The following is a 21217-nucleotide window of genomic DNA, read 5'->3' as shown; positions in this document are numbered from 1 at the left end:
ATTGACTCCTTTAGTTTGAATTGACTGTTAAGTTGATTGCTTATTGTTAAAGAGCGTGAAATGGAAATTTAAGCTGCGTTCTTTTCGGTGTGTGGAAACAACTTCGGAAGATCCGGGCGAATCTGGTATGCCTTCACTACTCCACCAGTAGCCGTAACAATGCTGCCGACATGTTCAGGGGATACCTTTGCTTTGTTGTGAAGCCACTTATAGACGGCCTGCTGTGAAACTTCGCAAGCAGCGCCCAGTTTCTTTTGTGAACCAACGATATTGATCGCTGTTTTGATAGCTGGGTTCATAACAACCTCCGTGGTTAATTTGAATCAAGATTAAAACTATGGTTGTTTTTAGTCAACAACCATTTTCGTTTGATAGAATAAAACCTTGGTTGTACATTTGGACTATGAAAACAACACTCTCAGAAAGACTTAAAGAAGCCAGATTAGCGCGAGGCCTTACACAAAAGGCGCTTGGGGATTTGGTCGGGGTTAGCCAGGCTGCTATTCAGAAAATCGAAACAGGGAAAGCTAATCAAACAACTAAAATCGTGGAGATCGCGAACGCTTTGGGTGTGCGCGCAGAATGGTTATCTTCTGGCGTTGGAAATATGTCAGACAGTACAGTGCAACCAATACAATCAACTGTCAGCCATTCCAAATACTTCAAGATTGACGTTCTTGATATAGAAGTCAGTGCTGGGCCGGGAGTCATCAACCGTGAGTTTGTAGAAGTTCTACGCTCGGTTGAGTACTCGTTTGACGATGCTCGTCACATGTTCGATGGTAGGAAGGCGGAAAATATCCGCATCATTAACGTGCGTGGTGACAGCATGTCAGGAACGATCGAACCAGGTGATCTGCTGTTCGTTGATATCACAGTTAAATCTTTCGACGGTGATGGTATCTATGCGTTTCTGTACGACGACACAGCCCATGTAAAGCGCCTGCAAATGATGAAGGATAAGCTGCTGGTCATCTCTGATAACAAAAGCTACTCACCGTGGGACCCGATCGAGAAAGACGAGATGAACCGGGTGTTCATCTTCGGTAAGGTTATTGGGAGCATGCCGCAGACATATAGGAAGCATGGGTAGTACCAATTAAAAATTATCAACTGGGCATTGTGCTCATTCAGTAAAGAACTAATTCCTATCTTTGCTCTAGGTAGTAATATTAAGCCACCGCAATAATATCTTTACCTAACGGCGTAAGAATCCCGGTCACCGTGCCGGGTTTTCTTTTGCCCTCCCCTCATCACACACACCGTTAAAAAAACCACCATAACCTCGCTTCAGTTATCGCTATGCGATTCAAGTCACAAAATAAATCCATCCTAAATACAATCAGTTATATCTAAAACAACCAATAAAACAACTTTTGTTGTTGACGATAAAACAACTATAGTTTTAAATAAGTTCATCGCAACAACACAACGATACGGCAACTACCTGATTCACCGTTGCGATGACCGCTTAGATCCGCAGTTTGAATTTCGGCAGGCTTCGGGGAGTGCGAGGGGTGAAACGGACGCGTGAACGTCGGTGTGACCAGCTGAAATTAACTCAACATTTCATACCTCAGTCGCTTCAACGAGGCGGCTTAGTTATGACAACCGGCGGCCATCCACCGCCTGAATACGCGCAGAAGTGTCTATATGTTCAGCAGCCCAGCTTACGGGCAGGAGTTTTTATGGTTCATCAACATTACGGAACACAGACCGTTAATCGCGGCGCGGTCATGCCAGGAATGCTGGTCAAACACAAAGATGGTACCTGGACTGCATCAGCTAATTTACGCGGACGGCTTTATCTGCATCGCGGCATCGAGCGCACTTATACCCGTGATTTGCTCGTGGAAGTTTTTCTCGACGGACGCGGTAACGGCCTGAATCACTAACCCCCCTTTCCTGTTTTCCTAATCAGCCTGGCATTTCGCGGGCGATATTTTCACAGCCATTTTCAGGAGTTCAGCCATGAACGCTTATTACATTCAGGATCGTCTTGAGGCTCAGAGCTGGGCGCGTCACTACCAGCAGCTCGCCCGTGAAGAGAAAGAGGCAGAACTGGCAGACGACATGGAAAAAAGCCTGCCCCAGCACCTGTTTGAATCGCTATGCATCGATCATTTGCAACGCCACGGGGCCAGCAAAAAAGCCATTACCCGTGCGTTTGATGACGATGTTGAGTTTCAGGAGCGCATGGCAGAACACATCAGGTACATGGTTGAAACCATTGCTCACCACCAGGTTGATATTGATTCAGAGGTATAAAACGGATGAGTACAGCACTCGCAACGCTGGCTGGGAAGCTGGCTGAACGTGTCGGCATGGATTCTGTCGACCCACAGGAACTGATCACCACTCTTCGCCAGACGGCATTTAAAGGTGATGCCAGCGATGCGCAGTTCATCGCATTGTTGATCGTCGCCAACCAGTACGGCCTTAATCCGTGGACGAAAGAAATTTACGCCTTCCCTGACAAGCAGAACGGCATCGTTCCGGTGGTGGGCGTTGATGGCTGGTCCCGTATCATCAATGAAAACCAGCAGTTTGATGGCATGGACTTTGAGCAGGACAATGAATCATGTACATGCCGGATTTACCGCAAGGACCGTAATCATCCGATCTGCGTTACCGAGTGGATGGATGAATGCCGCCGCGAACCATTCAAAACCCGCGAAGGCAGAGAAATCACGGGGCCGTGGCAGTCGCATCCCAAACGGATGTTACGGCATAAAGCCATGATTCAGTGTGCCCGTCTGGCCTTCGGATTTGCTGGTATCTATGACAAGGATGAAGCCGAGCGCATTGTCGAAAATACCGCATACACTGCAGAACGTCAGCCGGAACGCGACATCACTCCGGTTAACGATGAAACCATGCAGGAGATTAACACTATGCTGATTGCCCTGGACAAAACATGGGATGACGACTTATTGCCGCTCTGTTCCCAGATATTTCGCCGCGACATTCGCGCATCGTCAGAACTGACACAGGCCGAAGCAATGAAAGCTCTTGGATTCCTGAAACAGAAAGCCTCTGAACAGAAGGTGGCTGCATGACACCGGACATTATCCTGCAGCGTACCGGGATCGACGTGAGAGCTGTCGAACAGGGGGATGATGCGTGGCACAAATTACGGCTCGGCGTCATCACCGCTTCAGAAGTTCACAATGTGATAGCAAAACCCCGCTCCGGAAAGAAATGGCCTGACATGAAAATGTCCTACTTCCACACCCTGCTTGCCGAGGTTTGCACCGGTGTGGCTCCGGAAGTTAACGCTAAGGCGCTGGCCTGGGGAAAACAGTACGAGAACGACGCCAGAGCCCTCTTTGAGTTCACTTCCGGCGTGAATGTTACTGAATCCCCGATCATCTATCGCGACGAAAGTATGCGCACCGCCTGCTCTCCCGATGGTTTATGCAGTGACGGCAACGGCCTTGAACTGAAATGCCCGTTTACCTCCCGGGATTTCATGAAATTCCGGCTCGGTGGTTTCGAGGCCATAAAGTCGGCTTACATGGCCCAGGTGCAGTACAGCATGTGGGTGACGCGAAAAGATGCCTGGTACTTTGCAAACTATGACCCACGAATGAAGCGTGAAGGCCTGCATTATGTCGTGGTTGAGCGGGATGAAAATTACATGGCGAGTTTTGACGAGATGGTGCCGGAGTTCATCGAAAAAATGGACGAGGCACTGGCTGAAATTGGTTTTGTATTTGGGGAGCAATGGCGATGAAGCATCCTCACGATAATATCCGGGGAGGTGCGATCACTTTCGTCTACTCCGTTACAAAGCGAGGCTGGGTATTTCCCGGCCTTTCTGTTATCCAAAATCCACTGAAAGCCCAGCGGCTGGCTGAGGAGATAAATAATAAACGAGGGGCTGTATGCACAAAGCATCTCCTGTTGAGTTAAGAACGAGCATTGAGATGGCACATAGCCTTGCTCAAATTGGAGTCAGGTTTGTGCCAATACCAGCAGAAACAGACGAAGAGTTTCATACGTTAGCCACATCCCTTTCACAAAAGCTGGAAATGATGGTGGCGAAAGCAGAAGCAGATGAGAGAGACCAGGTATGACAACCACTGAATGCATTTTTCTGGCAGCGGGCTTCATATTCTGTGTGCTTATGCTTGCCGACATGGGACTTGTTCAATGACACCTCAGCAAGAAAACGCCCTTCGCAGTATTGCCCGTCAGGCTAATTCTGAAATCAAAAAAGCCAGACAGCAGTTTCCGGATAAAAACGTCGATGACATTTGCCGTAGCGTACTGAAGAAGCACCGCGAAACGGTAACGCTGATGGGATTCACACCGACTCATTTAAGCCTGGCGATCGGCATGTTAAACGGCGTCTTTAAGGAACGGTGAACATGAAAAGCAAAATCATCAGGGAGCTACAGGCTCCTTTTTTATTGTTCGCATTCACCCTCAAGCGTATTAACCAACAATTCAGGGATTAATGAAAGATGGCAGACATCATTGATTCAGCATCAGAAATCGAAGAATTACAGCGCAATACAGCAATAAAAATGCGTCGTCTGAACTACCAGACTGTATCCGCAACTCATTGTTGTGAATGTGGCGATCCGATAGATGAGCGAAGACGCCTGGCTGTTCAGGGTTGTCGGACTTGTGCAAGTTGCCAGGAGGAGATCGAACTTAAGAACAAACAATGGGGACTGTGATGGCCTCAAAGCAGTAAATTTCAACATCGTCCAACTGAGGTGTAAAAATGTTCAGAATCATTTTTCCTAACACCTGGTACGTCGACCACCACGGCACTCCCTGCAGAATCCTGCGTTCTACCCACAACAAAGTTCACTACATCCGAAAAGGCAGAACATGTATCGCCAGCATGTTCCGCTTTAATCATGACTTTGAACCTGTGAATAAAGCTGATGCAGATCGGATAGCAGAAGAGATCGAAACGGCAGAACACATTAAGAAGTTACGTGCCATACGCAGGAAATAGAAAAATTGATAAATTCAATACTGCATTTCTCAGCATTAAATTTATCTCTATGACCAGTCAAGAGATGTACCTGCCATGAGCTTAATATCATGTCAGATATATCGGTCACAAACTCCCTCAGCAGCTAAGAGGAGGACAAATGTCTCGACTAATCACTTTACAGGACTGGGCTAAAGAAGAATTTGGGGACTTAGCACCAAGTGAGCGAGTTCTGAAAAAATACGCGCAAGGGAAAATGATGGCCCCACCCGCTATAAAAGTTGGTCGCTACTGGATGATTGACCGAAATTCCCGTTTTGTAGGAACGCTTGCAGAACCGCAACTCCCAATAAACGCAAACCCAAAACTCCAACGGATAATCGCTGATGGCTGCTAGACCCCGATCTCACAAAATCTCTATACCCAATTTATATTGCAAATTAGATAAGCGAACCGGAAAGGTATATTGGCAATACAAACATCCACTATCCGGTCGTTTTCATAGCTTAGGAACTGATGAGAATGAAGCAAAACAAGTTGCTACTGAAGCAAATACCATTATTGCTGAACAACGTACCCGACAAATATTAAGCGTCAATGAGCGTCTGGAAAGAATGAAAGGCAGGCGCTCAGACATTACGGTGACAGAATGGCTTGATAAATATATTTCTATCCAGGAGGACAGGCTGCAACATAATGAACTAAGACCCAACTCCTATCGGCAAAAAGGCAAACCCATTCGTCTTTTCCGTGAGCATTGTGGAATGCAACACCTCAAGGATATTACCGCACTTGATATTGCCGAAATAATTGATGCTGTAAAGGCTGAAGGTCATAACAGGATGGCGCAAGTCGTGAGAATGGTGTTGATCGACGTCTTCAAAGAAGCACAACACGCCGGACATGTTCCGCCAGGATTTAACCCAGCGCAGGCAACAAAACAACCGCGAAATCGAGTAAACCGCCAAAGATTATCACTGCCCGAATGGCAGGCAATATTTGACAGCGTAAGCAGACGGCAGCCCTATTTAAAATGCGGGATGCTACTTGCTCTTGTCACTGGACAACGTTTAGGCGATATCTGCAATTTGAAATTCTCTGATATCTGGGACGACATGTTGCACATTACTCAGGAAAAAACCGGTTCAAAACTTGCTATTCCGCTTAACCTGAAATGCGATGCTCTGAATATTACCCTTCGTGAAGTTATATCTCAGTGCAGGGATGCTGTTGTTAGTAAATATCTGGTCCATTACCGTCACACTACCTCTCAAGCAAACAGAGGAGACCAGGTGTCTGCAAATACTCTTACAACGGCTTTTAAAAAGGCCAGGGAAAAATGTGGCATAAAATGGGAGCAAGGAACTGCGCCCACATTTCATGAGCAGCGATCTCTGTCAGAACGGTTATATCGGGAACAGGGTCTGGATACGCAAAAGTTGTTAGGTCATAAATCCAGAAAAATGACCGACCGATACAATGATGATCGTGGTAAAGACTGGATTATCGTAGATATCAAAACAGCATAGAAAATAGCCAGTTTTGGGGAAGGGTTTTGGGGAAAGTTTTGGGGAAGATTTTAAATCATCATAAAACAACGGGCGTGTTATACGCCCGTTTCAATATTTAACACATGTAGTGATTACATATTCTTGATGATCGCGTCACCAAACTCTGAACATTTCAGCAGTTTAGCGCCTTCCATCAGACGTTCGAAGTCATAGGTTACGGTCTTGGCATTGATTGCGCCTTCCATACCTTTAACAATCAGGTCAGCCGCTTCAGTCCAACCCATATGGCGCAGCATCATCTCAGCGGAGAGGATGATAGAGCCTGGGTTAACTTTGTCCTGACCGGCGTATTTCGGCGCAGTACCGTGGGTGGCTTCAAACAGTGCGCATTCGTCACCGATGTTTGCGCCAGGTGCGATACCAATACCACCAACCTGTGCTGCCAGAGCGTCAGAAATGTAATCACCGTTCAGGTTCATACAGGCGATAACGTCGTATTCAGCCGGACGCAGCAGGATCTGTTGCAGGAATGCATCAGCAATCACGTCTTTAATGACGATCTCTTTGCCGGTGTTCGGGTTTTTAACTTTCAGCCACGGGCCGCCGTCGATCAGTTCACCGCCAAACTCTTCACGCGCCAGCTGGTAGCCCCAGTCTTTAAACGCACCTTCGGTGAACTTCATGATGTTGCCTTTGTGCACCAGGGTCACAGAGTCACGGTCGTTAGCAATTGCGTATTCGATCGCTGCACGAACCAGACGTTTGGTGCCTTCTTCCGAACATGGCTTAATACCGATACCGCAATGTTCCGGGAAGCGAATTTTCTTCACGCCCATCTCTTCACGCAGGAATTTGATCACTTTCTCGGCGTCGGCAGAGTCAGCTTTCCATTCGATACCCGCATAAATGTCTTCCGAGTTTTCACGGAAGATAACCATATCGGTCAGTTCAGGGTGTTTAACCGGGCTTGGGGTGCCCTGATAGTAACGTACCGGACGCAGGCAGATGTAGAGATCCAGTTCCTGGCGCAGGGCAACGTTCAGAGAACGAATACCGCCACCAACCGGAGTGGTCAGCGGGCCTTTAATGGCAACGCGATATTCACGAATCAGATCAAGGGTTTCAGCAGGCAGCCAGACATCCTGACCATAAACCTGTGTGGATTTTTCACCGGTGTAAATTTCCATCCAGGAGATTTTACGCTCGCCTTTATAGGCTTTCTCGACTGCAGCGTCGACCACTTTCAGCATGGCTGGGGTTACATCTACACCGATTCCATCACCTTCAATGTAAGGGATAATCGGATTTTCAGGAACGTTGAGTTTGCCGTTTTGCAGGGTGATCTTCTTGCCTTGTGCCGGAACAACTACTTTACTTTCCATTCACCTCTCCTTCGAGCGCTACTGGTTTGCTCGTCTGCCACCACGTTGCATATGCGTTTGCGTCCTGCGATACGGATGCTTTAGAGCAATTTTTTGTTAATGATTTGTAATTGGCTTGTCAATACTACCCTATTGTTTGCCGTCATGAAAGATGCGCGTTATTAGGCTATAATGCGGCAATTCATAATCTCTGAAAATACCATGCAAAAAACTTCTTTTAGAAATCACCAGGTTAAGCGATTCAGCTCGCAACGTTCTACCAGGCGTAAACCTGAAAACCAGCCCACGCGCGTGATCCTGTTCAATAAACCCTATGATGTTCTTCCGCAGTTCACCGATGAAGCCGGGCGTAAAACATTAAAAGAATTCATCCCGGTTCAGGGCGTTTATGCGGCAGGTCGTCTTGACCGCGATAGCGAAGGGTTACTGGTACTGACCAATAATGGCGCGTTACAGGCGCGTTTAACCCAGCCGGGAAAACGTACCGGAAAAATCTATTATGTGCAGGTGGAAGGCATTCCCACACAAGACGCACTTGAAGCCTTGCGCAATGGCATAACCTTAAATGATGGCCCTACCCTGCCCGCAGGTGTGGACCTGGTTGAAGAGCCGGAGTGGTTATGGCCGCGTAATCCGCCAATTCGTGAACGCAAAAGTATTCCCACCAGCTGGCTGAAGATCACCTTATATGAAGGACGTAATCGCCAGGTGCGCCGCATGACCGCCCATGTTGGTTTCCCCACGCTGCGACTGATTCGCTATGCAATGGGTGATTACTCTTTGGATAATCTTGCCAACGGCGAATGGCGAGAAGCGACAGATTAAGGACGCAAAATGTTTAAACCGCACGTTACCGTTGCCTGCGTGGTGCACGCAGAAGGTAAATTTTTAGTCGTTGAAGAGACGATTAATGGTAAAGCGTTATGGAACCAACCCGCCGGGCATCTGGAAGCAGATGAAACCTTAGTGGAAGCCGCCGCCCGTGAGCTGTGGGAAGAAACCGGCATCAGCGCGCAACCGCAACACTTTATTCGTATGCATCAGTGGATTGCGCCAGATAAAACGCCGTTTTTGCGTTTCCTGTTTGCCATTGAGCTTGAGCAAATATGCCCAACCCAGCCTCATGACAGCGATATCGACTACTGCCGTTGGGTCAGCGCCGAAGAAATTTTACAGGCGTCAAATCTGCGCTCGCCGCTGGTGGCGGAAAGTATTCGTTGTTATCAAAGCGGGCAACGCTATCCGCTGGAGATGATTGGCGATTTTAACTGGCCTTTTACAAAGGGTGTCATCTAAAAGGCTGCGTGATAGAATACGCCGCCTTGAAGTTCAATGTCGTGAGTAATCCAATGTCTGAAACCGCAAAAAAAGTAATCGTCGGCATGTCCGGCGGTGTCGATTCCTCCGTTTCTGCCTGGCTGTTGCAACAACAGGGATATCAGGTCGAAGGCCTGTTTATGAAGAACTGGGAAGAAGACGACGGTGAGGAATATTGCACAGCGGCAGCGGATCTGGCTGATGCCCAGGCTGTCTGCGACAAGCTCGGCATTGAACTGCACACCGTTAACTTTGCTGCCGAGTACTGGGACAACGTCTTCGAACTGTTCCTTGCCGAATATAAAGCCGGTCGCACGCCGAATCCGGATATTCTGTGCAACAAAGAGATCAAATTTAAAGCCTTCCTCGAATTTGCCGCCGAAGATTTAGGTGCCGATTATATCGCTACCGGTCATTACGTTCGTCGGGCCGATGTCGATGGCAAGAGCCGCCTGCTGCGTGGTCTGGACAGCAATAAAGACCAGAGCTACTTCCTTTATACGCTCAGCCATGAGCAGACTGCGCAAAGCCTGTTCCCGGTCGGCGAACTGGAAAAACCGCAGGTGCGTAAGATTGCTGAAGATCTCGGTCTGGTCACCGCGAAGAAAAAAGACTCTACCGGCATTTGCTTCATTGGCGAGCGTAAATTCCGCGAGTTCCTGGGCCGTTATCTCCCGGCGCAACCAGGCAAAATCATTACCGTCGATGGCGATGAAATTGGTGAGCACCAGGGGCTGATGTATCACACCCTCGGTCAGCGTAAAGGTCTGGGTATCGGTGGCACCAAAGACGGCACCGAAGAACCGTGGTATGTGGTCGATAAAGACGTCGAAAACAACATTCTGATTGTTGCGCAGGGCCATGAACACCCGCGTCTGATGTCTGTCGGTCTGATTGCCCAGCAGCTGCACTGGGTCGATCGCGAGCCGTTCACCGGTACTATGCGTTGCACAGTAAAAACCCGCTATCGCCAGACCGACATCCCGTGCACCGTCAAGGCGCTGGACGACGATCGCATTGAAGTGATTTTCGATGAGCCGGTTGCCGCTGTTACGCCGGGTCAGTCTGCCGTCTTCTACAACGGTGAAGTGTGCCTCGGTGGCGGTATTATTGAGCAGCGTCTGCCGCTGCCGGTCTGATTATTTTCTTTACTTAAAACAAGGAAGCAGTGAACGTGGCAAAGAATTACTATGACATCACCCTCGCCCTGGCCGGTATTTGTCAGTCGGCTCGCCTGGTGCAACAACTCGCTCACCAGGGGCATTGTGATGCCGATGCGCTACACGTTTCACTCAACAGTATTATTGATATGAACCCCAGCTCCACGCTGGCGGTTTTTGGCGGTAGCGAAGCCAACCTGCGCGTCGGGCTGGAAACCCTGCTCGGCGTGCTCAATGCCAGCAGCCGTCAGGGCTTGAACGCTGAGTTAACCCGCTACACCCTTAGCCTGATGGTGCTTGAGCGTAAACTTTCATCTGCCAAAGGTGCGCTCGACACTCTGGGTAACCGGATTAACGGCCTGCAACGCCAGCTGGAACACTTCGATTTACAGTCCGAAACGCTGATGAGCGCGATGGCTGCCATCTATGTTGATGTTATCAGCCCGCTAGGCCCGCGCATTCAGGTCACCGGATCCCCTGCTGTATTGCAAAGCCCGCAGGTGCAGGCGAAAGTTCGCGCAACCCTGCTGGCAGGCATTCGCGCCGCTGTGCTCTGGCACCAGGTCGGCGGTGGACGTCTGCAACTGATGTTTTCTCGTAATCGCCTGACCACTCAGGCAAAACAAATTCTTGCTCATTTAACCCCGGAGTTGTGATCTATGGAATTATCCTCACTGACCGCCGTTTCCCCTGTCGATGGACGCTACGGCGATAAAGTCAGCGCGCTGCGCGGGATTTTCAGCGAATACGGTTTGCTGAAATTCCGTGTACAAGTTGAAGTACGTTGGCTGCAAAAACTGGCCGCGCACGCAGCGATCAAGGAAGTTCCTGCTTTTGCTGCCGACGCAATCGGTTACCTTGATGCAATTGTCGCCGATTTCAGCGAAGAAGATGCTGCACGCATCAAAACCATCGAGCGTACCACTAACCACGACGTTAAAGCGGTTGAGTATTTCCTGAAAGAAAAAGTGGCGGAGATCCCGGAACTGCACGCGGTTTCTGAATTCATCCACTTTGCCTGTACTTCGGAAGATATCAATAATCTCTCCCACGCATTAATGCTGAAAACCGCGCGTGATGAAGTGATCCTGCCATACTGGCGTCAACTGATTGATGGCATTAAAGATCTCGCCGTTCAGTATCGCGATATCCCGCTGCTGTCCCGTACCCACGGTCAGCCAGCCACGCCGTCAACCATCGGTAAAGAGATGGCAAACGTTGCCTACCGTATGGAACGCCAGTACCGCCAGCTTAACCAGGTGGAGATCCTCGGCAAAATCAACGGTGCGGTCGGTAACTATAACGCCCACATCGCCGCTTACCCGGAAGTTGACTGGCATCAGTTCAGCGAAGAGTTCGTCACCTCGCTGGGTATTCAGTGGAACCCGTACACCACGCAGATTGAACCGCACGACTACATTGCCGAACTGTTTGATTGCGTTGCGCGCTTTAATACCATCCTGATCGACTTTGACCGTGACGTCTGGGGTTATATCGCTCTTAACCACTTCAAACAGAAAACTATCGCTGGTGAGATTGGTTCTTCCACCATGCCGCACAAGGTTAACCCGATCGACTTCGAAAACTCCGAAGGTAACCTGGGGCTTTCCAACGCGGTATTGCAGCACCTGGCAAGCAAACTGCCGGTTTCCCGCTGGCAGCGCGACCTGACTGACTCTACCGTGCTGCGTAACCTCGGTGTGGGTATTGGTTATGCACTGATTGCTTACCAGTCTACCCTCAAAGGCGTGAGCAAACTGGAAGTGAACCGTGACCATCTGCTGGATGAACTGGATCACAACTGGGAAGTGCTGGCTGAGCCGATCCAGACAGTCATGCGTCGCTATGGCATTGAAAAACCGTATGAGAAGCTGAAAGAGCTGACTCGCGGTAAGCGTGTTGACGCCGAAGGCATGAAGCAGTTTATCGACGGTCTGGCGCTGCCAGAAGAAGAGAAGGCGCGCCTGAAAGCGATGACGCCGGCTAATTATATTGGTCGTGCCATCACGATGGTTGATGAGCTGAAATAATCCCCTGTCAAGGCCGGATGGCGATGCTGTCCGGCCTGCTTCTTAAGCTAATCTTTTCCTGTATTACCTCCCCTACCCGCTGGTTTAATTAATGTTTACTCCCATAAACACATAATCGCGTTACACTATTTTAATAATTAAGACAGGGAGAATAAAAATGCGCGTACTGGTTGTCGAAGACAATGCGTTGTTACGTCACCATCTTAAAGTTCAGATTCAGGACGCTGGTCATCAGGTCGATGACGCAGAAGATGCCAAAGAAGCAGATTATTATCTCAATGAACATTTACCGGATATTGCCATTGTCGATCTTGGCTTACCTGATGAAGATGGCCTGTCGCTGATCCGCCGCTGGCGTAGCAATGATGTTTCACTACCGATTCTGGTATTAACCGCCCGTGAAAGCTGGCAGGACAAAGTCGAAGTTTTAAGTGCCGGTGCTGATGATTACGTGACCAAACCGTTTCATATTGAAGAGGTGATGGCGCGTATGCAGGCGTTGATGCGGCGTAATAGCGGTCTGGCTTCGCAGGTTATTTCACTGCCACCGTTTCAGGTTGATCTCTCCCGCCGTGAATTATCCATTAACGACGAAGTGATCAAACTGACCGCGTTTGAATACACCATTATGGAAACGCTAATCCGTAATAACGGCAAAGTGGTCAGCAAAGATTCGCTGATGTTACAGCTCTACCCGGATGCCGAACTGCGGGAAAGCCATACCATTGATGTATTAATGGGCCGACTGCGTAAGAAAATTCAGGCGCAATATCCGCAAGAAGTGATTACCACCGTTCGCGGCCAGGGCTATCTGTTCGAATTGCGCTGATGAAAAAATTACTGCGCCTTTTTTCCCCACTCTCGCTACGGGTACGTTTTCTGTTGGCAACGGCAGCGGTAGTGCTGGTGCTTTCGCTTGCCTACGGGATGGTCGCGCTGATCGGTTATAGCGTCAGTTTCGATAAAACCACGTTTCGGCTGTTACGTGGAGAGAGCAACCTGTTCTATACCCTCGCGAAGTGGGAAAACAACAAATTGCATGTCGAATTGCCAGAAAATATCGACAAGCAAAGCCCTACTATGACACTGATCTATGATGAGAACGGGCAGCTTTTATGGGCGCAACGTGACGTTCCCTGGCTGATGAAAATGATCCAGCCTGACTGGCTGAAATCTAATGGCTTCCATGAAATAGAAGCGGATGTTAACGATACCAGCATCTTGCTGAGTGAAGATCATTCTATACAGCAACAGTTGCAGGAGGTACGGGAAGATGACGACGACGCTGAGATGACTCACTCGGTGGCGGTAAACATCTACCCGGCAACGTCGCAGATGCCGAAGTTAACCATTGTGGTGGTTGATACCATCCCTGTAGAGCTTAAAAGTTCCTATATGGTGTGGAGCTGGTTTGTCTATGTGCTCTCAGCCAACCTGCTGTTAGTGATCCCTCTGTTATGGGTCGCCGCATGGTGGAGTTTACGCCCTATCGAAGCCCTGGCAAAAGAAGTCCGCGAACTGGAGGAGCACAACCGGGAACTGCTCAACCCCACCACCACGAGGGAACTTACCAGCCTGGTACGTAACCTGAACCGACTGTTAAAAAGTGAGCGTGAACGTTACGACAAATACCGCACCACGCTCACCGACCTGACGCACAGTCTGAAAACACCGCTGGCGGTGCTGCAAAGTACGCTACGTTCTATGCGTAGTGAGAAGATGAGCGTCAGCGAAGCAGAGCCGGTAATGCTGGAACAAATCAGCCGCATCTCGCAGCAAATTGGCTACTACCTGCATCGCGCCAGTATGCGCGGTGGTACATTACTTAGCCGCGAGTTGCATCCTGTCGCCCCACTGCTGGACAATCTCACCTCAGCACTGAACAAAGTTTATCAGCGTAAAGGGGTTAATATTTCCCTCGATATCTCGCCAGAAATCAGCTTTGTGGGTGAGCAGAACGATTTTGTCGAAGTGATGGGCAACGTACTGGATAACGCCTGTAAATACTGTCTTGAGTTTGTCGAAATTTCAGCCAGACAAACCGATGATCATCTCTATATTGTGGTCGAGGATGATGGCCCCGGTATCCCGAAAAGCAAGCGTGAAGTGGTCTTCGACCGTGGTCAACGGGTTGATACCTTGCGTCCCGGACAAGGTGTTGGTCTGGCTGTCGCACGTGAAATTACCGAGCAATACGACGGAAAAATCATCGCCGGAGAGAGTATGCTCGGCGGTGCACGAATGGAAGTGATTTTTGGTCGCCAGCATCCTTCGCCAAAGAGTGAATAAATATGCCCTTTCTTCACGCATTACGTTAAGCATCCGTTATAATCGGTTGCAGATACCCGCCTATGGACGCTTAACATGGAATACCAACTTACCCTTAACTGGCCCGATTTTCTTGAACGCCACTGGCAGAAACGTCCGGTAGTGTTAAAACGCGGCTTTAATAATTTTATTGATCCGATCTCTCCAGACGAGTTGGCGGGTCTGGCGATGGAAAGTGAAGTCGACAGTCGACTGGTCAGTCACCAGGATGGCACATGGCAGGTCAGCCACGGCCCGTTCGAAAGCTACGATCATCTCGGCGAAACCAACTGGTCATTGCTGGTGCAGGCAGTGAACCACTGGCATGAACCAACCGCCGCGCTGATGCGTCCGTTCCGTGAATTACCGGACTGGCGCATTGACGATCTGATGATCTCATTTTCCGTACCTGGTGGTGGCGTCGGCCCACATCTCGATCAGTACGACGTGTTTATTATCCAGGGCACCGGTCGTCGTCGCTGGCGGGTCGGCGAAAAGCTGCAAATGAAACAGCATTGTCCGCACCCGGATCTGTTACAGGTCGATCCTTTTGAAGCAATTATCGACGAAGAACTGGAGCCGGGCGATATTCTTTATATTCCACCGGGATTCCCGCACGAAGGCTACGCGCTGGAAAATGCGATGAACTACTCTGTCGGTTTTCGTGCGCCCAATACGCGGGAGCTGATCAGCGGTTTTGCCGATTATGTGCTGCAACGTGAGCTGGGCGGTAATTATTACAGCGATCCGGATATCCCTCCTCGCGCCCATCCGGCTGATGTTCTGCCGCAGGAGATGGATAAACTGCGTGAGATGATGCTCGAATTGATCAACCAGCCGGAACACTTTAAACAGTGGTTTGGCGAGTTTATTTCCCAGTCACGTCATGAACTGGATATCGCGCCGCCAGAGCCGCCTTATCAACCGGATGAAATCTACGATGCGCTGAAACAAGGTGATGTACTGGTTCGTCTGGGTGGTCTGCGCGTATTGCGCATTGGTGATGATGTATACGCCAATGGTGAAAAGATCGATTCTCCGCACCGTCCGGCGCTGGATGCGCTCGCCAGCAATATTGTGCTGACCGCCGAGAATTTTGGCGATGCGCTGGAAGATCCGTCATTCCTCGCGATGCTCGCGGCGCTGGTCAATAGCGGGTATTGGTTCTTCGAAGGGTAAGTTTGAATGTAAGCCGGATGCGGCATCACATGCCGCATCCCTTTTCGCTTACTTCCGTTGCGCCGTTAACTCGGCAATACGCACGATCACCTGCACCGCTTTTTCCATTCCTTCCAGGGTCACAAATTCATGTTTACCATGATAGTTGTAACCACCAGTGAACAGGTTCGGGCACGGTAATCCCATAAACGACAACTGCGCACCGTCGGTGCCGCCACGGATCGGTTTCAGATCCGGTTCAATATCACAATCACGCATCGCCTGCTGGGCGATATCGAGAATATGCGGATGATCCACAATTTTCTCGCGCATGTTGTAGTAACTGTCTTCAATCACCAGTTCAATGTAGCAGTCAGGGTGCAGCCCTTTGCCCACTTTCTTGGCAATTTCCATCATTTTACGTTTGCGTGCTTCAAACTGTTTACGGTCGAAATCACGAATGATGTAGTGCATATCGGCACGCTCAACGGTGCCTTTCATGCTCGTCAGGTGATAAAAACCTTCATAACCTTCGGTAGTTTCCGGGCTTTCATCCGCCGGAACTTCTGCATGAATACGTGCGGCCAGCGATAGCGCGTTAACCATCACGCCTTTTGCCGAGCCTGGGTGAACGTTGTTACCGACAATTTTGATATTCACCGATGCGGCGTTGAAGTTTTCAAACTCAAGTTCGCCTACGCCACCGCCATCGACGGTGTAAGCCCAACGGGCATCAAAGGCGTCAACATCAAAGTGTTTCGCCCCTTTCCCCACTTCTTCATCTGGCGTAAAAGCGACGCGAATATCACCATGCGGAATGTTTTTCTGTTGCAATACCGCCAGCGCGGTCATGATTTCTGCAATACCTGCTTTGTCATCGGCACCTAACAAGGTTTTACCATCGGTGGTAATCAGCGTCTGACCCAGAAGCTGATGCAGAACCGGGAACATAACCGGTGATAAAACTTCATCGCCGATACCCAACGCGATGTCGCCACCACGATAGTTTTCAACAATTTGCGGATTTACATTTTTACCACTGCAATCCGGAGAGGTATCCACATGAGAAATAAAACCAATCGCCGGGATATCGCCAGGAACGTTAGCCGGTAACGTCGCCATTAGCGTTCCTTTCTCACTTAAGGTCACATTGATAAGCCCCATCTCTTCGAGCTGATCTTTCAACAGATGCAATAACTTCCACTGACCTTCCGTGCTGGGAACCTGTCTCACTCCCGCTTTTGATTGGGTATCCAGAGACACGTAGTTCAAAAAACGCTCAAGTAGTTTATCCATGTAGTCACCCTCACTTTTCGTGACAACATTATTAAGAAGCAAGAAAAGACAAATATTGCGTCAGGTCACTTTTACCCCTGCAAGCGGGAATATTTATCAACATTACCTTAATCAATATAAAGCTAAGCCAGTAATTCACAACAAGGATTGGCGATTCCGATGGTTTGCCGTAGAATTACCGCCCTCATTAAGAGTCACCAAGGTGGTTAACCACAAACCCCGCATCGGTAAGCCATCCGTTGCGTTTACATGGGACAGAGTAAAAAATTGAATAAACAACCGAGTTCGCTTTCACCGCTGGTGCAATTGGCGGGAATTCGCAAATGCTTTGATGGTAAAGAAGTCATTCCCCAGCTTGATCTGACTATCAACAATGGCGAGTTCCTCACGCTGCTTGGCCCTTCTGGCTGCGGTAAAACAACCGTTCTTCGCCTGATTGCGGGTCTGGAAACTGTTGATTCCGGGCGCATCATGCTGGATAACGAGGACATCACCCACGTTCCGGCGGAAAACCGCTATGTGAACACCGTTTTCCAAAGCTACGCGTTATTCCCCCACATGACCGTATTCGAAAATGTGGCCTTTGGCTTGCGTATGCAAAAAACCCCCGCTGCTGAAATTACGCCTCGCGTGATGGAAGCCCTGCGGATGGTACAACTGGAAACCTTCGCTCAACGCAAACCGCATCAACTCTCTGGCGGTCAGCAGCAACGCGTGGCCATTGCCCGCGCGGTGGTTAACAAGCCTCGTCTGTTGTTGCTTGATGAATCGCTTTCCGCGCTGGATTACAAACTGCGCAAACAGATGCAGAACGAGTTAAAAGCGTTACAGCGAAAACTTGGCATTACTTTCGTCTTCGTTACCCACGACCAGGAAGAGGCACTCACTATGTCTGACCGGATTGTGGTGATGCGCGATGGTCGCATTGAACAAGACGGCACACCACGTGAAATCTACGAAGAGCCAAAAAACCTGTTCGTTGCCGGGTTCATTGGCGAAATCAATATGTTTAACGCCACGGTGATCGAACGTCTCGACGAGCAACGCGTACGCGCCAACGTTGAAGGCCGCGAGTGTAATATTTACGTTAACTTCGCCGTTGAGCCGGGGCAAAAACTGCATGTTCTGCTACGCCCGGAAGACTTACGCGTTGACGAAATCAACGACGACAACCACGTCGAAGGGCTGATTGGTTACGTTCGCGAACGCAACTACAAAGGCATGACGCTGGAGTCAGTTGTCGAACTGGAAAATGGCAAGATGGTGATGGTTAGCGAATTCTTTAATGAAGACGATCCTGACTTTGACCACTCTCTCGACCAGAAAATGGCCATTAATTGGGTAGAAAGCTGGGAGGTCGTACTGGCTGATGAAGAACACAAGTAAGTTCCAGAATGTAGTGATTGTCACTATCGTCGGTTGGCTTGTGTTGTTTGTCTTTCTGCCCAACCTGATGATCATTGGCACCAGCTTTTTGACCCGCGACGACGCCAGTTTCGTCAAAATGGTCTTTACGCTGGATAATTACACACGTCTGCTCGATCCGCTCTATTTTGAAGTGCTCGTGCACTCGCTGAATATGGCGCTGATCGCCACTCTCGCCTGCCTGGTGCTGGGCTACCCGTTTGCCTGGTTTCTGGCAAAACTGCCGCATAAAGTGCGACCGCTGCTGCTGTTTCTGCTGATTGTTCCGTTCTGGACAAACTCGCTGATTCGAATCTATGGGCTAAAAATTTTCCTCAGCACCAAAGGCTATCTCAACGAGTTCCTGCTGTGGCTGGGCGTTATTGATACCCCAATTCGCATCATGTTCACCCCCAGCGCGGTGATTATCGGTCTGGTTTACATTCTGCTACCGTTTATGGTGATGCCACTCTATTCCAGTATTGAAAAACTGGATAAACCTTTACTGGAAGCGGCACGCGATCTCGGTGCCAGCAAACTGCAGACTTTTATCCGTATTATTATTCCGCTGACGATGCCAGGAATTATTGCCGGATGTCTGCTGGTGATGCTGCCAGCCATGGGCTTGTTCTATGTATCCGACCTGATGGGCGGTGCGAAAAACCTACTGATCGGTAACGTCATCAAGGTACAGTTCCTCAATATTCGTGACTGGCCGTTTGGTGCCGCCACCAGCATTACGCTAACTATCGTAATGGGCCTGATGTTGCTGGTTTACTGGCGCGCTTCTCGTTTGCTGAATAAGAAGGTGGAACTCGAATGATCGGTCGACTGCTTCGCGGCGGTTTTATGACCGCTATCTACGCGTACCTGTATATCCCAATCATTATTTTGATTGTGAACTCCTTTAACAGCTCGCGCTTTGGCATTAACTGGCAGGGTTTTACCACCAAATGGTATAGCCTGCTGATGAACAACGACAGCTTGTTACAGGCGGCGCAACATTCACTGACGATGGCGGTATTCTCGGCGACGTTTGCTACGCTTATCGGTTCACTGACGGCGGTTGCGCTGTACCGTTATCGCTTTCGCGGTAAGCCGTTCGTTAGCGGAATGCTGTTTGTGGTGATGATGTCGCCAGATATCGTGATGGCGATTTCTCTGCTGGTGCTGTTTATGCTGTTGGGTATTCAGCTTGGCTTCTGGTCGCTATTGTTCTCGCATATCACCTTCTGCCTGCCATTTGTGGTGGTGACAGTGTATTCGCGCCTGAAAGGTTTTGATGTGCGGATGCTGGAAGCGGCGAAAGATCTCGGCGCCAGCGAATTTACCATTCTACGGAAAATCATTTTGCCACTGGCAATGCCGGCTGTGGCGGCGGGCTGGGTGCTAAGCTTTACCCTGTCGATGGACGATGTGGTAGTTTCGTCGTTTGTCACCGGACCGAGCTATGAAATTCTGCCGTTAAAAATTTATTCGATGGTCAAAGTCGGCGTATCGCCAGAAGTTAACGCGCTGGCAACCATATTACTGGTGCTGTCGCTGGTGATGGTTATTGCCAGCCAGCTTATTGCTCGTGATAAAACGAAAGGTAACACAGGGGACGTTAAATGAAAAAATGGTCACGCCACCTGCTCGCGGCGGGTGCTCTGGCACTGGGCATGAGCGCCGCTCACGCCGATGACAACAACACGCTGTATTTCTACAACTGGACCGAGTACGTGCCTCCAGGACTGCTTGAACAGTTCACCAAAGAAACCGGTATTAAGGTTATCTATTCGACTTACGAGTCAAATGAAACCATGTACGCAAAACTGAAAACGTACAAAGACGGTGCCTATGACCTGGTGGTTCCTTCAACCTATTACGTCGATAAAATGCGTAAAGAAGGGATGATCCAGAAGATCGACAAGTCGAAGTTAAGCAACTTCAGCAACCTCGATCCAGACATGCTCAACAAGCCGTTTGACCCGAATAACGACTACTCCATTCCGTATATCTGGGGTGCGACGGCGATTGGCGTTAACGGTGATGCGGTGGATCCGAAGTCTGTTACCAGCTGGGCCGATCTGTGGAAGCCTGAGTACAAAGGCAGCCTGCTGCTGACCGATGATGCCCGTGAAGTATTCCAGATGGCGCTGCGTAAGCTGGGCTACTCCGGTAACACTACCGACCCGAAAGAGATTGAAGCTGCGTATAACGAGCTGAAAAAACTGATGCCAAACGTGGCAGCGTTTAACTCCGATAACCCGGCTAACCCGTACATGGAAGGCGAAGTTAACCTCGGCATGATCTGGAACGGTTCTGCTTTCGTTGCGCGCCAGGCGGGTACGCCAATTGATGTGGTGTGGCCGAAAGAAGGCGGCATTTTCTGGATGGACAGCCTGGCGATCCCGGCAAATGCCAAAAATAAAGAAGGCGCGCTGAAATTGATCAACTTCCTGCTGCGCCCGGATGTGGCAAAACAGGTTGCCGAAACTATCGGTTATCCAACGCCAAACCTTGCGGCGCGTAAGCTGTTAAGCCCGGAAGTGGCGAACGATAAAACGCTCTACCCGGATGCTGAAACCATTAAAAATGGTGAATGGCAGAATGACGTTGGCGCAGCCAGCAGCATTTATGAAGAGTATTATCAGAAGCTGAAAGCAGGACGTTAATTCAGCAAACGGGTGGTGGTATTACCGCCCGTTTTTTATTT

The 21217-nt window shown here is 49.5% G+C and carries 27 protein-coding genes; 24 read left to right on the top strand and 3 right to left on the bottom strand.

Annotated elements, in window-relative coordinates; genetic code table 11:
• Positions 1-68: 68 nt before the first annotated feature.
• Positions 69-299: a transcriptional regulator gene (locus HEN21_RS12700; protein ID WP_001067458.1), complete on the bottom strand. Its 231-nt coding sequence runs from the start codon at positions 297-299 to the stop codon at positions 69-71.
• Between the two features lie 104 nt (positions 300-403).
• Between HEN21_RS12700 and HEN21_RS12695 the strand changes: the two genes are divergently transcribed.
• The 12 genes from HEN21_RS12695 to HEN21_RS12640 all read left to right on the top strand — a co-directional run bounded on the left by HEN21_RS12695 (position 404) and on the right by HEN21_RS12640 (position 6483).
• Positions 404-1093: a S24 family peptidase gene (locus HEN21_RS12695; protein WP_000858975.1), complete on the top strand. Its 690-nt coding sequence runs from the start codon at positions 404-406 to the stop codon at positions 1091-1093.
• A 595-nt stretch (positions 1094-1688) separates the two neighbouring features.
• A complete protein-coding gene (locus HEN21_RS12690) occupies positions 1689-1895 on the top strand; it encodes a phage encoded cell division inhibitor protein (RefSeq protein WP_000233576.1) in 207 nt (68 codons plus the stop codon).
• A 76-nt stretch (positions 1896-1971) separates the two neighbouring features.
• Positions 1972-2268 carry a host-nuclease inhibitor Gam family protein gene (locus HEN21_RS12685; RefSeq protein WP_000995452.1) on the top strand — a complete coding sequence of 99 codons (297 nt, stop codon included), beginning with the start codon at positions 1972-1974 and terminating at the stop codon, positions 2266-2268.
• A 5-nt stretch (positions 2269-2273) separates the two neighbouring features.
• Positions 2274-3059: a phage recombination protein Bet gene (bet, locus tag HEN21_RS12680; protein WP_001317715.1), complete on the top strand. Its 786-nt coding sequence runs from the start codon at positions 2274-2276 to the stop codon at positions 3057-3059.
• The gene (locus HEN21_RS12675) at positions 3056-3736 is read left to right on the top strand and encodes a lambda exonuclease family protein (RefSeq protein WP_000186792.1); all 681 of its coding nucleotides are present in this window, start codon (positions 3056-3058) and stop codon (positions 3734-3736) included. Before bet ends, HEN21_RS12675 begins: the two co-directional genes overlap by 4 nt.
• Positions 3733-3915 (top strand): DUF1317 domain-containing protein, encoded by a 183-nt coding sequence (locus HEN21_RS12670; RefSeq protein WP_016248606.1) that lies wholly within the window; start codon positions 3733-3735, stop codon positions 3913-3915. Before HEN21_RS12675 ends, HEN21_RS12670 begins: the two co-directional genes overlap by 4 nt.
• Entirely contained in the window at positions 3888-4079 is a 192-nt protein-coding gene (locus HEN21_RS12665; protein ID WP_000548522.1) for a DUF1382 family protein, read from the top strand. Before HEN21_RS12670 ends, HEN21_RS12665 begins: the two co-directional genes overlap by 28 nt.
• Positions 4080-4155: 76 nt before the next feature.
• The gene (locus HEN21_RS12660; protein ID WP_000188870.1) at positions 4156-4371 is read left to right on the top strand and encodes a hypothetical protein; all 216 of its coding nucleotides are present in this window, start codon (positions 4156-4158) and stop codon (positions 4369-4371) included.
• Between the two features lie 98 nt (positions 4372-4469).
• Entirely contained in the window at positions 4470-4688 is a 219-nt protein-coding gene (locus HEN21_RS12655) for a TraR/DksA family transcriptional regulator (RefSeq protein WP_000763385.1), read from the top strand.
• A 47-nt stretch (positions 4689-4735) separates the two neighbouring features.
• Complete coding sequence (locus HEN21_RS12650) at positions 4736-4975, top strand: DUF4222 domain-containing protein (RefSeq protein ID WP_016248605.1); 240 nt, start codon at positions 4736-4738, stop codon at positions 4973-4975.
• A 139-nt stretch (positions 4976-5114) separates the two neighbouring features.
• Positions 5115-5351, top strand: a complete 237-nt coding sequence (locus tag HEN21_RS12645; protein ID WP_000088653.1) for an excisionase — start codon at positions 5115-5117, stop codon at positions 5349-5351.
• Positions 5341-6483 (top strand): site-specific integrase, encoded by a 1143-nt coding sequence (locus tag HEN21_RS12640; RefSeq protein ID WP_000741335.1) that lies wholly within the window; start codon positions 5341-5343, stop codon positions 6481-6483. Before HEN21_RS12645 ends, HEN21_RS12640 begins: the two co-directional genes overlap by 11 nt.
• A gap of 113 nt (positions 6484-6596) precedes the next feature.
• Here HEN21_RS12640 and icd read toward each other — a convergent pair whose 3' ends face one another.
• Positions 6597-7847, bottom strand: a complete 1251-nt coding sequence (gene icd / locus HEN21_RS12635) for an NADP-dependent isocitrate dehydrogenase (protein ID WP_000444487.1) — start codon at positions 7845-7847, stop codon at positions 6597-6599.
• Between the two features lie 171 nt (positions 7848-8018).
• On the opposite strand from icd, the gene rluE reads away from it, so the two are divergent.
• The 8 genes from rluE to roxA all read left to right on the top strand — a co-directional run bounded on the left by rluE (position 8019) and on the right by roxA (position 15840).
• Complete coding sequence (gene rluE, locus HEN21_RS12630; RefSeq protein ID WP_176252516.1) at positions 8019-8672, top strand: 23S rRNA pseudouridine(2457) synthase RluE; 654 nt, start codon at positions 8019-8021, stop codon at positions 8670-8672.
• A gap of 9 nt (positions 8673-8681) precedes the next feature.
• Entirely contained in the window at positions 8682-9143 is a 462-nt protein-coding gene (nudJ, locus tag HEN21_RS12625; protein WP_016158089.1) for a phosphatase NudJ, read from the top strand.
• A gap of 53 nt (positions 9144-9196) precedes the next feature.
• Positions 9197-10303, top strand: coding sequence for a tRNA 2-thiouridine(34) synthase MnmA (mnmA, locus tag HEN21_RS12620; protein ID WP_176252517.1), 1107 nt, complete (start codon positions 9197-9199; stop codon positions 10301-10303).
• 35 nt (positions 10304-10338) lie between these two features.
• Complete coding sequence (gene hflD / locus HEN21_RS12615) at positions 10339-10980, top strand: high frequency lysogenization protein HflD (protein WP_001297479.1); 642 nt, start codon at positions 10339-10341, stop codon at positions 10978-10980.
• 3 nt (positions 10981-10983) lie between these two features.
• On the top strand, positions 10984-12354 hold the full coding sequence (purB, locus tag HEN21_RS12610; protein WP_096253371.1) for an adenylosuccinate lyase: 1371 nt from the start codon (positions 10984-10986) through the stop codon (positions 12352-12354).
• Positions 12355-12511: 157 nt separating this feature from the next.
• Complete coding sequence (gene phoP / locus HEN21_RS12605; protein ID WP_001265481.1) at positions 12512-13183, top strand: two-component system response regulator PhoP; 672 nt, start codon at positions 12512-12514, stop codon at positions 13181-13183.
• Entirely contained in the window at positions 13183-14643 is a 1461-nt protein-coding gene (gene phoQ, locus HEN21_RS12600) for a two-component system sensor histidine kinase PhoQ (protein ID WP_000735427.1), read from the top strand. Before phoP ends, phoQ begins: the two co-directional genes overlap by 1 nt.
• A gap of 75 nt (positions 14644-14718) precedes the next feature.
• Positions 14719-15840 carry a [50S ribosomal protein L16]-arginine 3-hydroxylase gene (gene roxA, locus HEN21_RS12595; protein WP_176252518.1) on the top strand — a complete coding sequence of 374 codons (1122 nt, stop codon included), beginning with the start codon at positions 14719-14721 and terminating at the stop codon, positions 15838-15840.
• A 48-nt stretch (positions 15841-15888) separates the two neighbouring features.
• Here roxA and pepT read toward each other — a convergent pair whose 3' ends face one another.
• A complete protein-coding gene (pepT, locus tag HEN21_RS12590; RefSeq protein WP_000359429.1) occupies positions 15889-17115 on the bottom strand; it encodes a peptidase T in 1227 nt (408 codons plus the stop codon).
• A gap of 249 nt (positions 17116-17364) precedes the next feature.
• On the opposite strand from pepT, the gene potA reads away from it, so the two are divergent.
• From potA to potD, 4 genes are read left to right on the top strand one after another with little or no spacing between them, the layout of a single operon-like run.
• Positions 17365-18501: a spermidine/putrescine ABC transporter ATP-binding protein PotA gene (gene potA / locus HEN21_RS12585; RefSeq protein ID WP_000531593.1), complete on the top strand. Its 1137-nt coding sequence runs from the start codon at positions 17365-17367 to the stop codon at positions 18499-18501.
• Positions 18485-19342: a spermidine/putrescine ABC transporter permease PotB gene (gene potB / locus HEN21_RS12580; protein ID WP_000799415.1), complete on the top strand. Its 858-nt coding sequence runs from the start codon at positions 18485-18487 to the stop codon at positions 19340-19342. The genes potA and potB overlap by 17 nt, the downstream gene beginning before the upstream one ends.
• A complete protein-coding gene (potC, locus tag HEN21_RS12575; RefSeq protein ID WP_000580316.1) occupies positions 19339-20133 on the top strand; it encodes a spermidine/putrescine ABC transporter permease PotC in 795 nt (264 codons plus the stop codon). Before potB ends, potC begins: the two co-directional genes overlap by 4 nt.
• Complete coding sequence (gene potD, locus HEN21_RS12570; RefSeq protein WP_000759309.1) at positions 20130-21176, top strand: spermidine/putrescine ABC transporter substrate-binding protein PotD; 1047 nt, start codon at positions 20130-20132, stop codon at positions 21174-21176. Before potC ends, potD begins: the two co-directional genes overlap by 4 nt.
• Positions 21177-21217: the final 41 nt, after the last annotated feature.

The organism is Escherichia sp. 93.1518 (assembly GCF_013368915.2).
In the GTDB taxonomy this organism is placed as follows: Bacteria; Pseudomonadota; Gammaproteobacteria; order Enterobacterales; family Enterobacteriaceae; genus Escherichia; species Escherichia ruysiae.
This window is presented reverse-complemented; position numbering and strand designations above follow the sequence as displayed.

Bases quoted from the DNA above. Each gene is read 5' to 3' on its own strand.
- HEN21_RS12645 (WP_000088653.1), top strand. From the start codon at position 5,115: ATGTCTCGACTAATCACTTTACAGGACTGGGCTAAAGAAGAATTTGGG.
- phoP (WP_001265481.1), top strand. From the start codon at position 12,512: ATGCGCGTACTGGTTGTCGAAGACAATGCGTTGTTACGTCACCATCTT.
- HEN21_RS12685 (WP_000995452.1), top strand. From the start codon at position 1,972: ATGAACGCTTATTACATTCAGGATCGTCTTGAGGCTCAGAGCTGGGCG.
- HEN21_RS12675 (WP_000186792.1), top strand. From the start codon at position 3,056: ATGACACCGGACATTATCCTGCAGCGTACCGGGATCGACGTGAGAGCT.
- phoQ (WP_000735427.1), top strand. From the start codon at position 13,183: ATGAAAAAATTACTGCGCCTTTTTTCCCCACTCTCGCTACGGGTACGT.
- bet (WP_001317715.1), top strand. From the start codon at position 2,274: ATGAGTACAGCACTCGCAACGCTGGCTGGGAAGCTGGCTGAACGTGTC.
- purB (WP_096253371.1), top strand. From the start codon at position 10,984: ATGGAATTATCCTCACTGACCGCCGTTTCCCCTGTCGATGGACGCTAC.
- pepT (WP_000359429.1), bottom strand. From the start codon at position 17,115: ATGGATAAACTACTTGAGCGTTTTTTGAACTACGTGTCTCTGGATACC.
- HEN21_RS12700 (WP_001067458.1), bottom strand. From the start codon at position 299: ATGAACCCAGCTATCAAAACAGCGATCAATATCGTTGGTTCACAAAAG.
- rluE (WP_176252516.1), top strand. From the start codon at position 8,019: ATGCGGCAATTCATAATCTCTGAAAATACCATGCAAAAAACTTCTTTT.
- HEN21_RS12660 (WP_000188870.1), top strand. From the start codon at position 4,156: ATGACACCTCAGCAAGAAAACGCCCTTCGCAGTATTGCCCGTCAGGCT.
- roxA (WP_176252518.1), top strand. From the start codon at position 14,719: ATGGAATACCAACTTACCCTTAACTGGCCCGATTTTCTTGAACGCCAC.
- HEN21_RS12690 (WP_000233576.1), top strand. From the start codon at position 1,689: ATGGTTCATCAACATTACGGAACACAGACCGTTAATCGCGGCGCGGTC.
- HEN21_RS12655 (WP_000763385.1), top strand. From the start codon at position 4,470: ATGGCAGACATCATTGATTCAGCATCAGAAATCGAAGAATTACAGCGC.
- HEN21_RS12650 (WP_016248605.1), top strand. From the start codon at position 4,736: ATGTTCAGAATCATTTTTCCTAACACCTGGTACGTCGACCACCACGGC.
- potB (WP_000799415.1), top strand. From the start codon at position 18,485: ATGAAGAACACAAGTAAGTTCCAGAATGTAGTGATTGTCACTATCGTC.
- mnmA (WP_176252517.1), top strand. From the start codon at position 9,197: ATGTCTGAAACCGCAAAAAAAGTAATCGTCGGCATGTCCGGCGGTGTC.
- HEN21_RS12665 (WP_000548522.1), top strand. From the start codon at position 3,888: ATGCACAAAGCATCTCCTGTTGAGTTAAGAACGAGCATTGAGATGGCA.
- HEN21_RS12670 (WP_016248606.1), top strand. From the start codon at position 3,733: ATGAAGCATCCTCACGATAATATCCGGGGAGGTGCGATCACTTTCGTC.
- icd (WP_000444487.1), bottom strand. From the start codon at position 7,847: ATGGAAAGTAAAGTAGTTGTTCCGGCACAAGGCAAGAAGATCACCCTG.
- potD (WP_000759309.1), top strand. From the start codon at position 20,130: ATGAAAAAATGGTCACGCCACCTGCTCGCGGCGGGTGCTCTGGCACTG.
- nudJ (WP_016158089.1), top strand. From the start codon at position 8,682: ATGTTTAAACCGCACGTTACCGTTGCCTGCGTGGTGCACGCAGAAGGT.
- HEN21_RS12640 (WP_000741335.1), top strand. From the start codon at position 5,341: ATGGCTGCTAGACCCCGATCTCACAAAATCTCTATACCCAATTTATAT.
- potC (WP_000580316.1), top strand. From the start codon at position 19,339: ATGATCGGTCGACTGCTTCGCGGCGGTTTTATGACCGCTATCTACGCG.
- HEN21_RS12695 (WP_000858975.1), top strand. From the start codon at position 404: ATGAAAACAACACTCTCAGAAAGACTTAAAGAAGCCAGATTAGCGCGA.
- potA (WP_000531593.1), top strand. From the start codon at position 17,365: ATGGGACAGAGTAAAAAATTGAATAAACAACCGAGTTCGCTTTCACCG.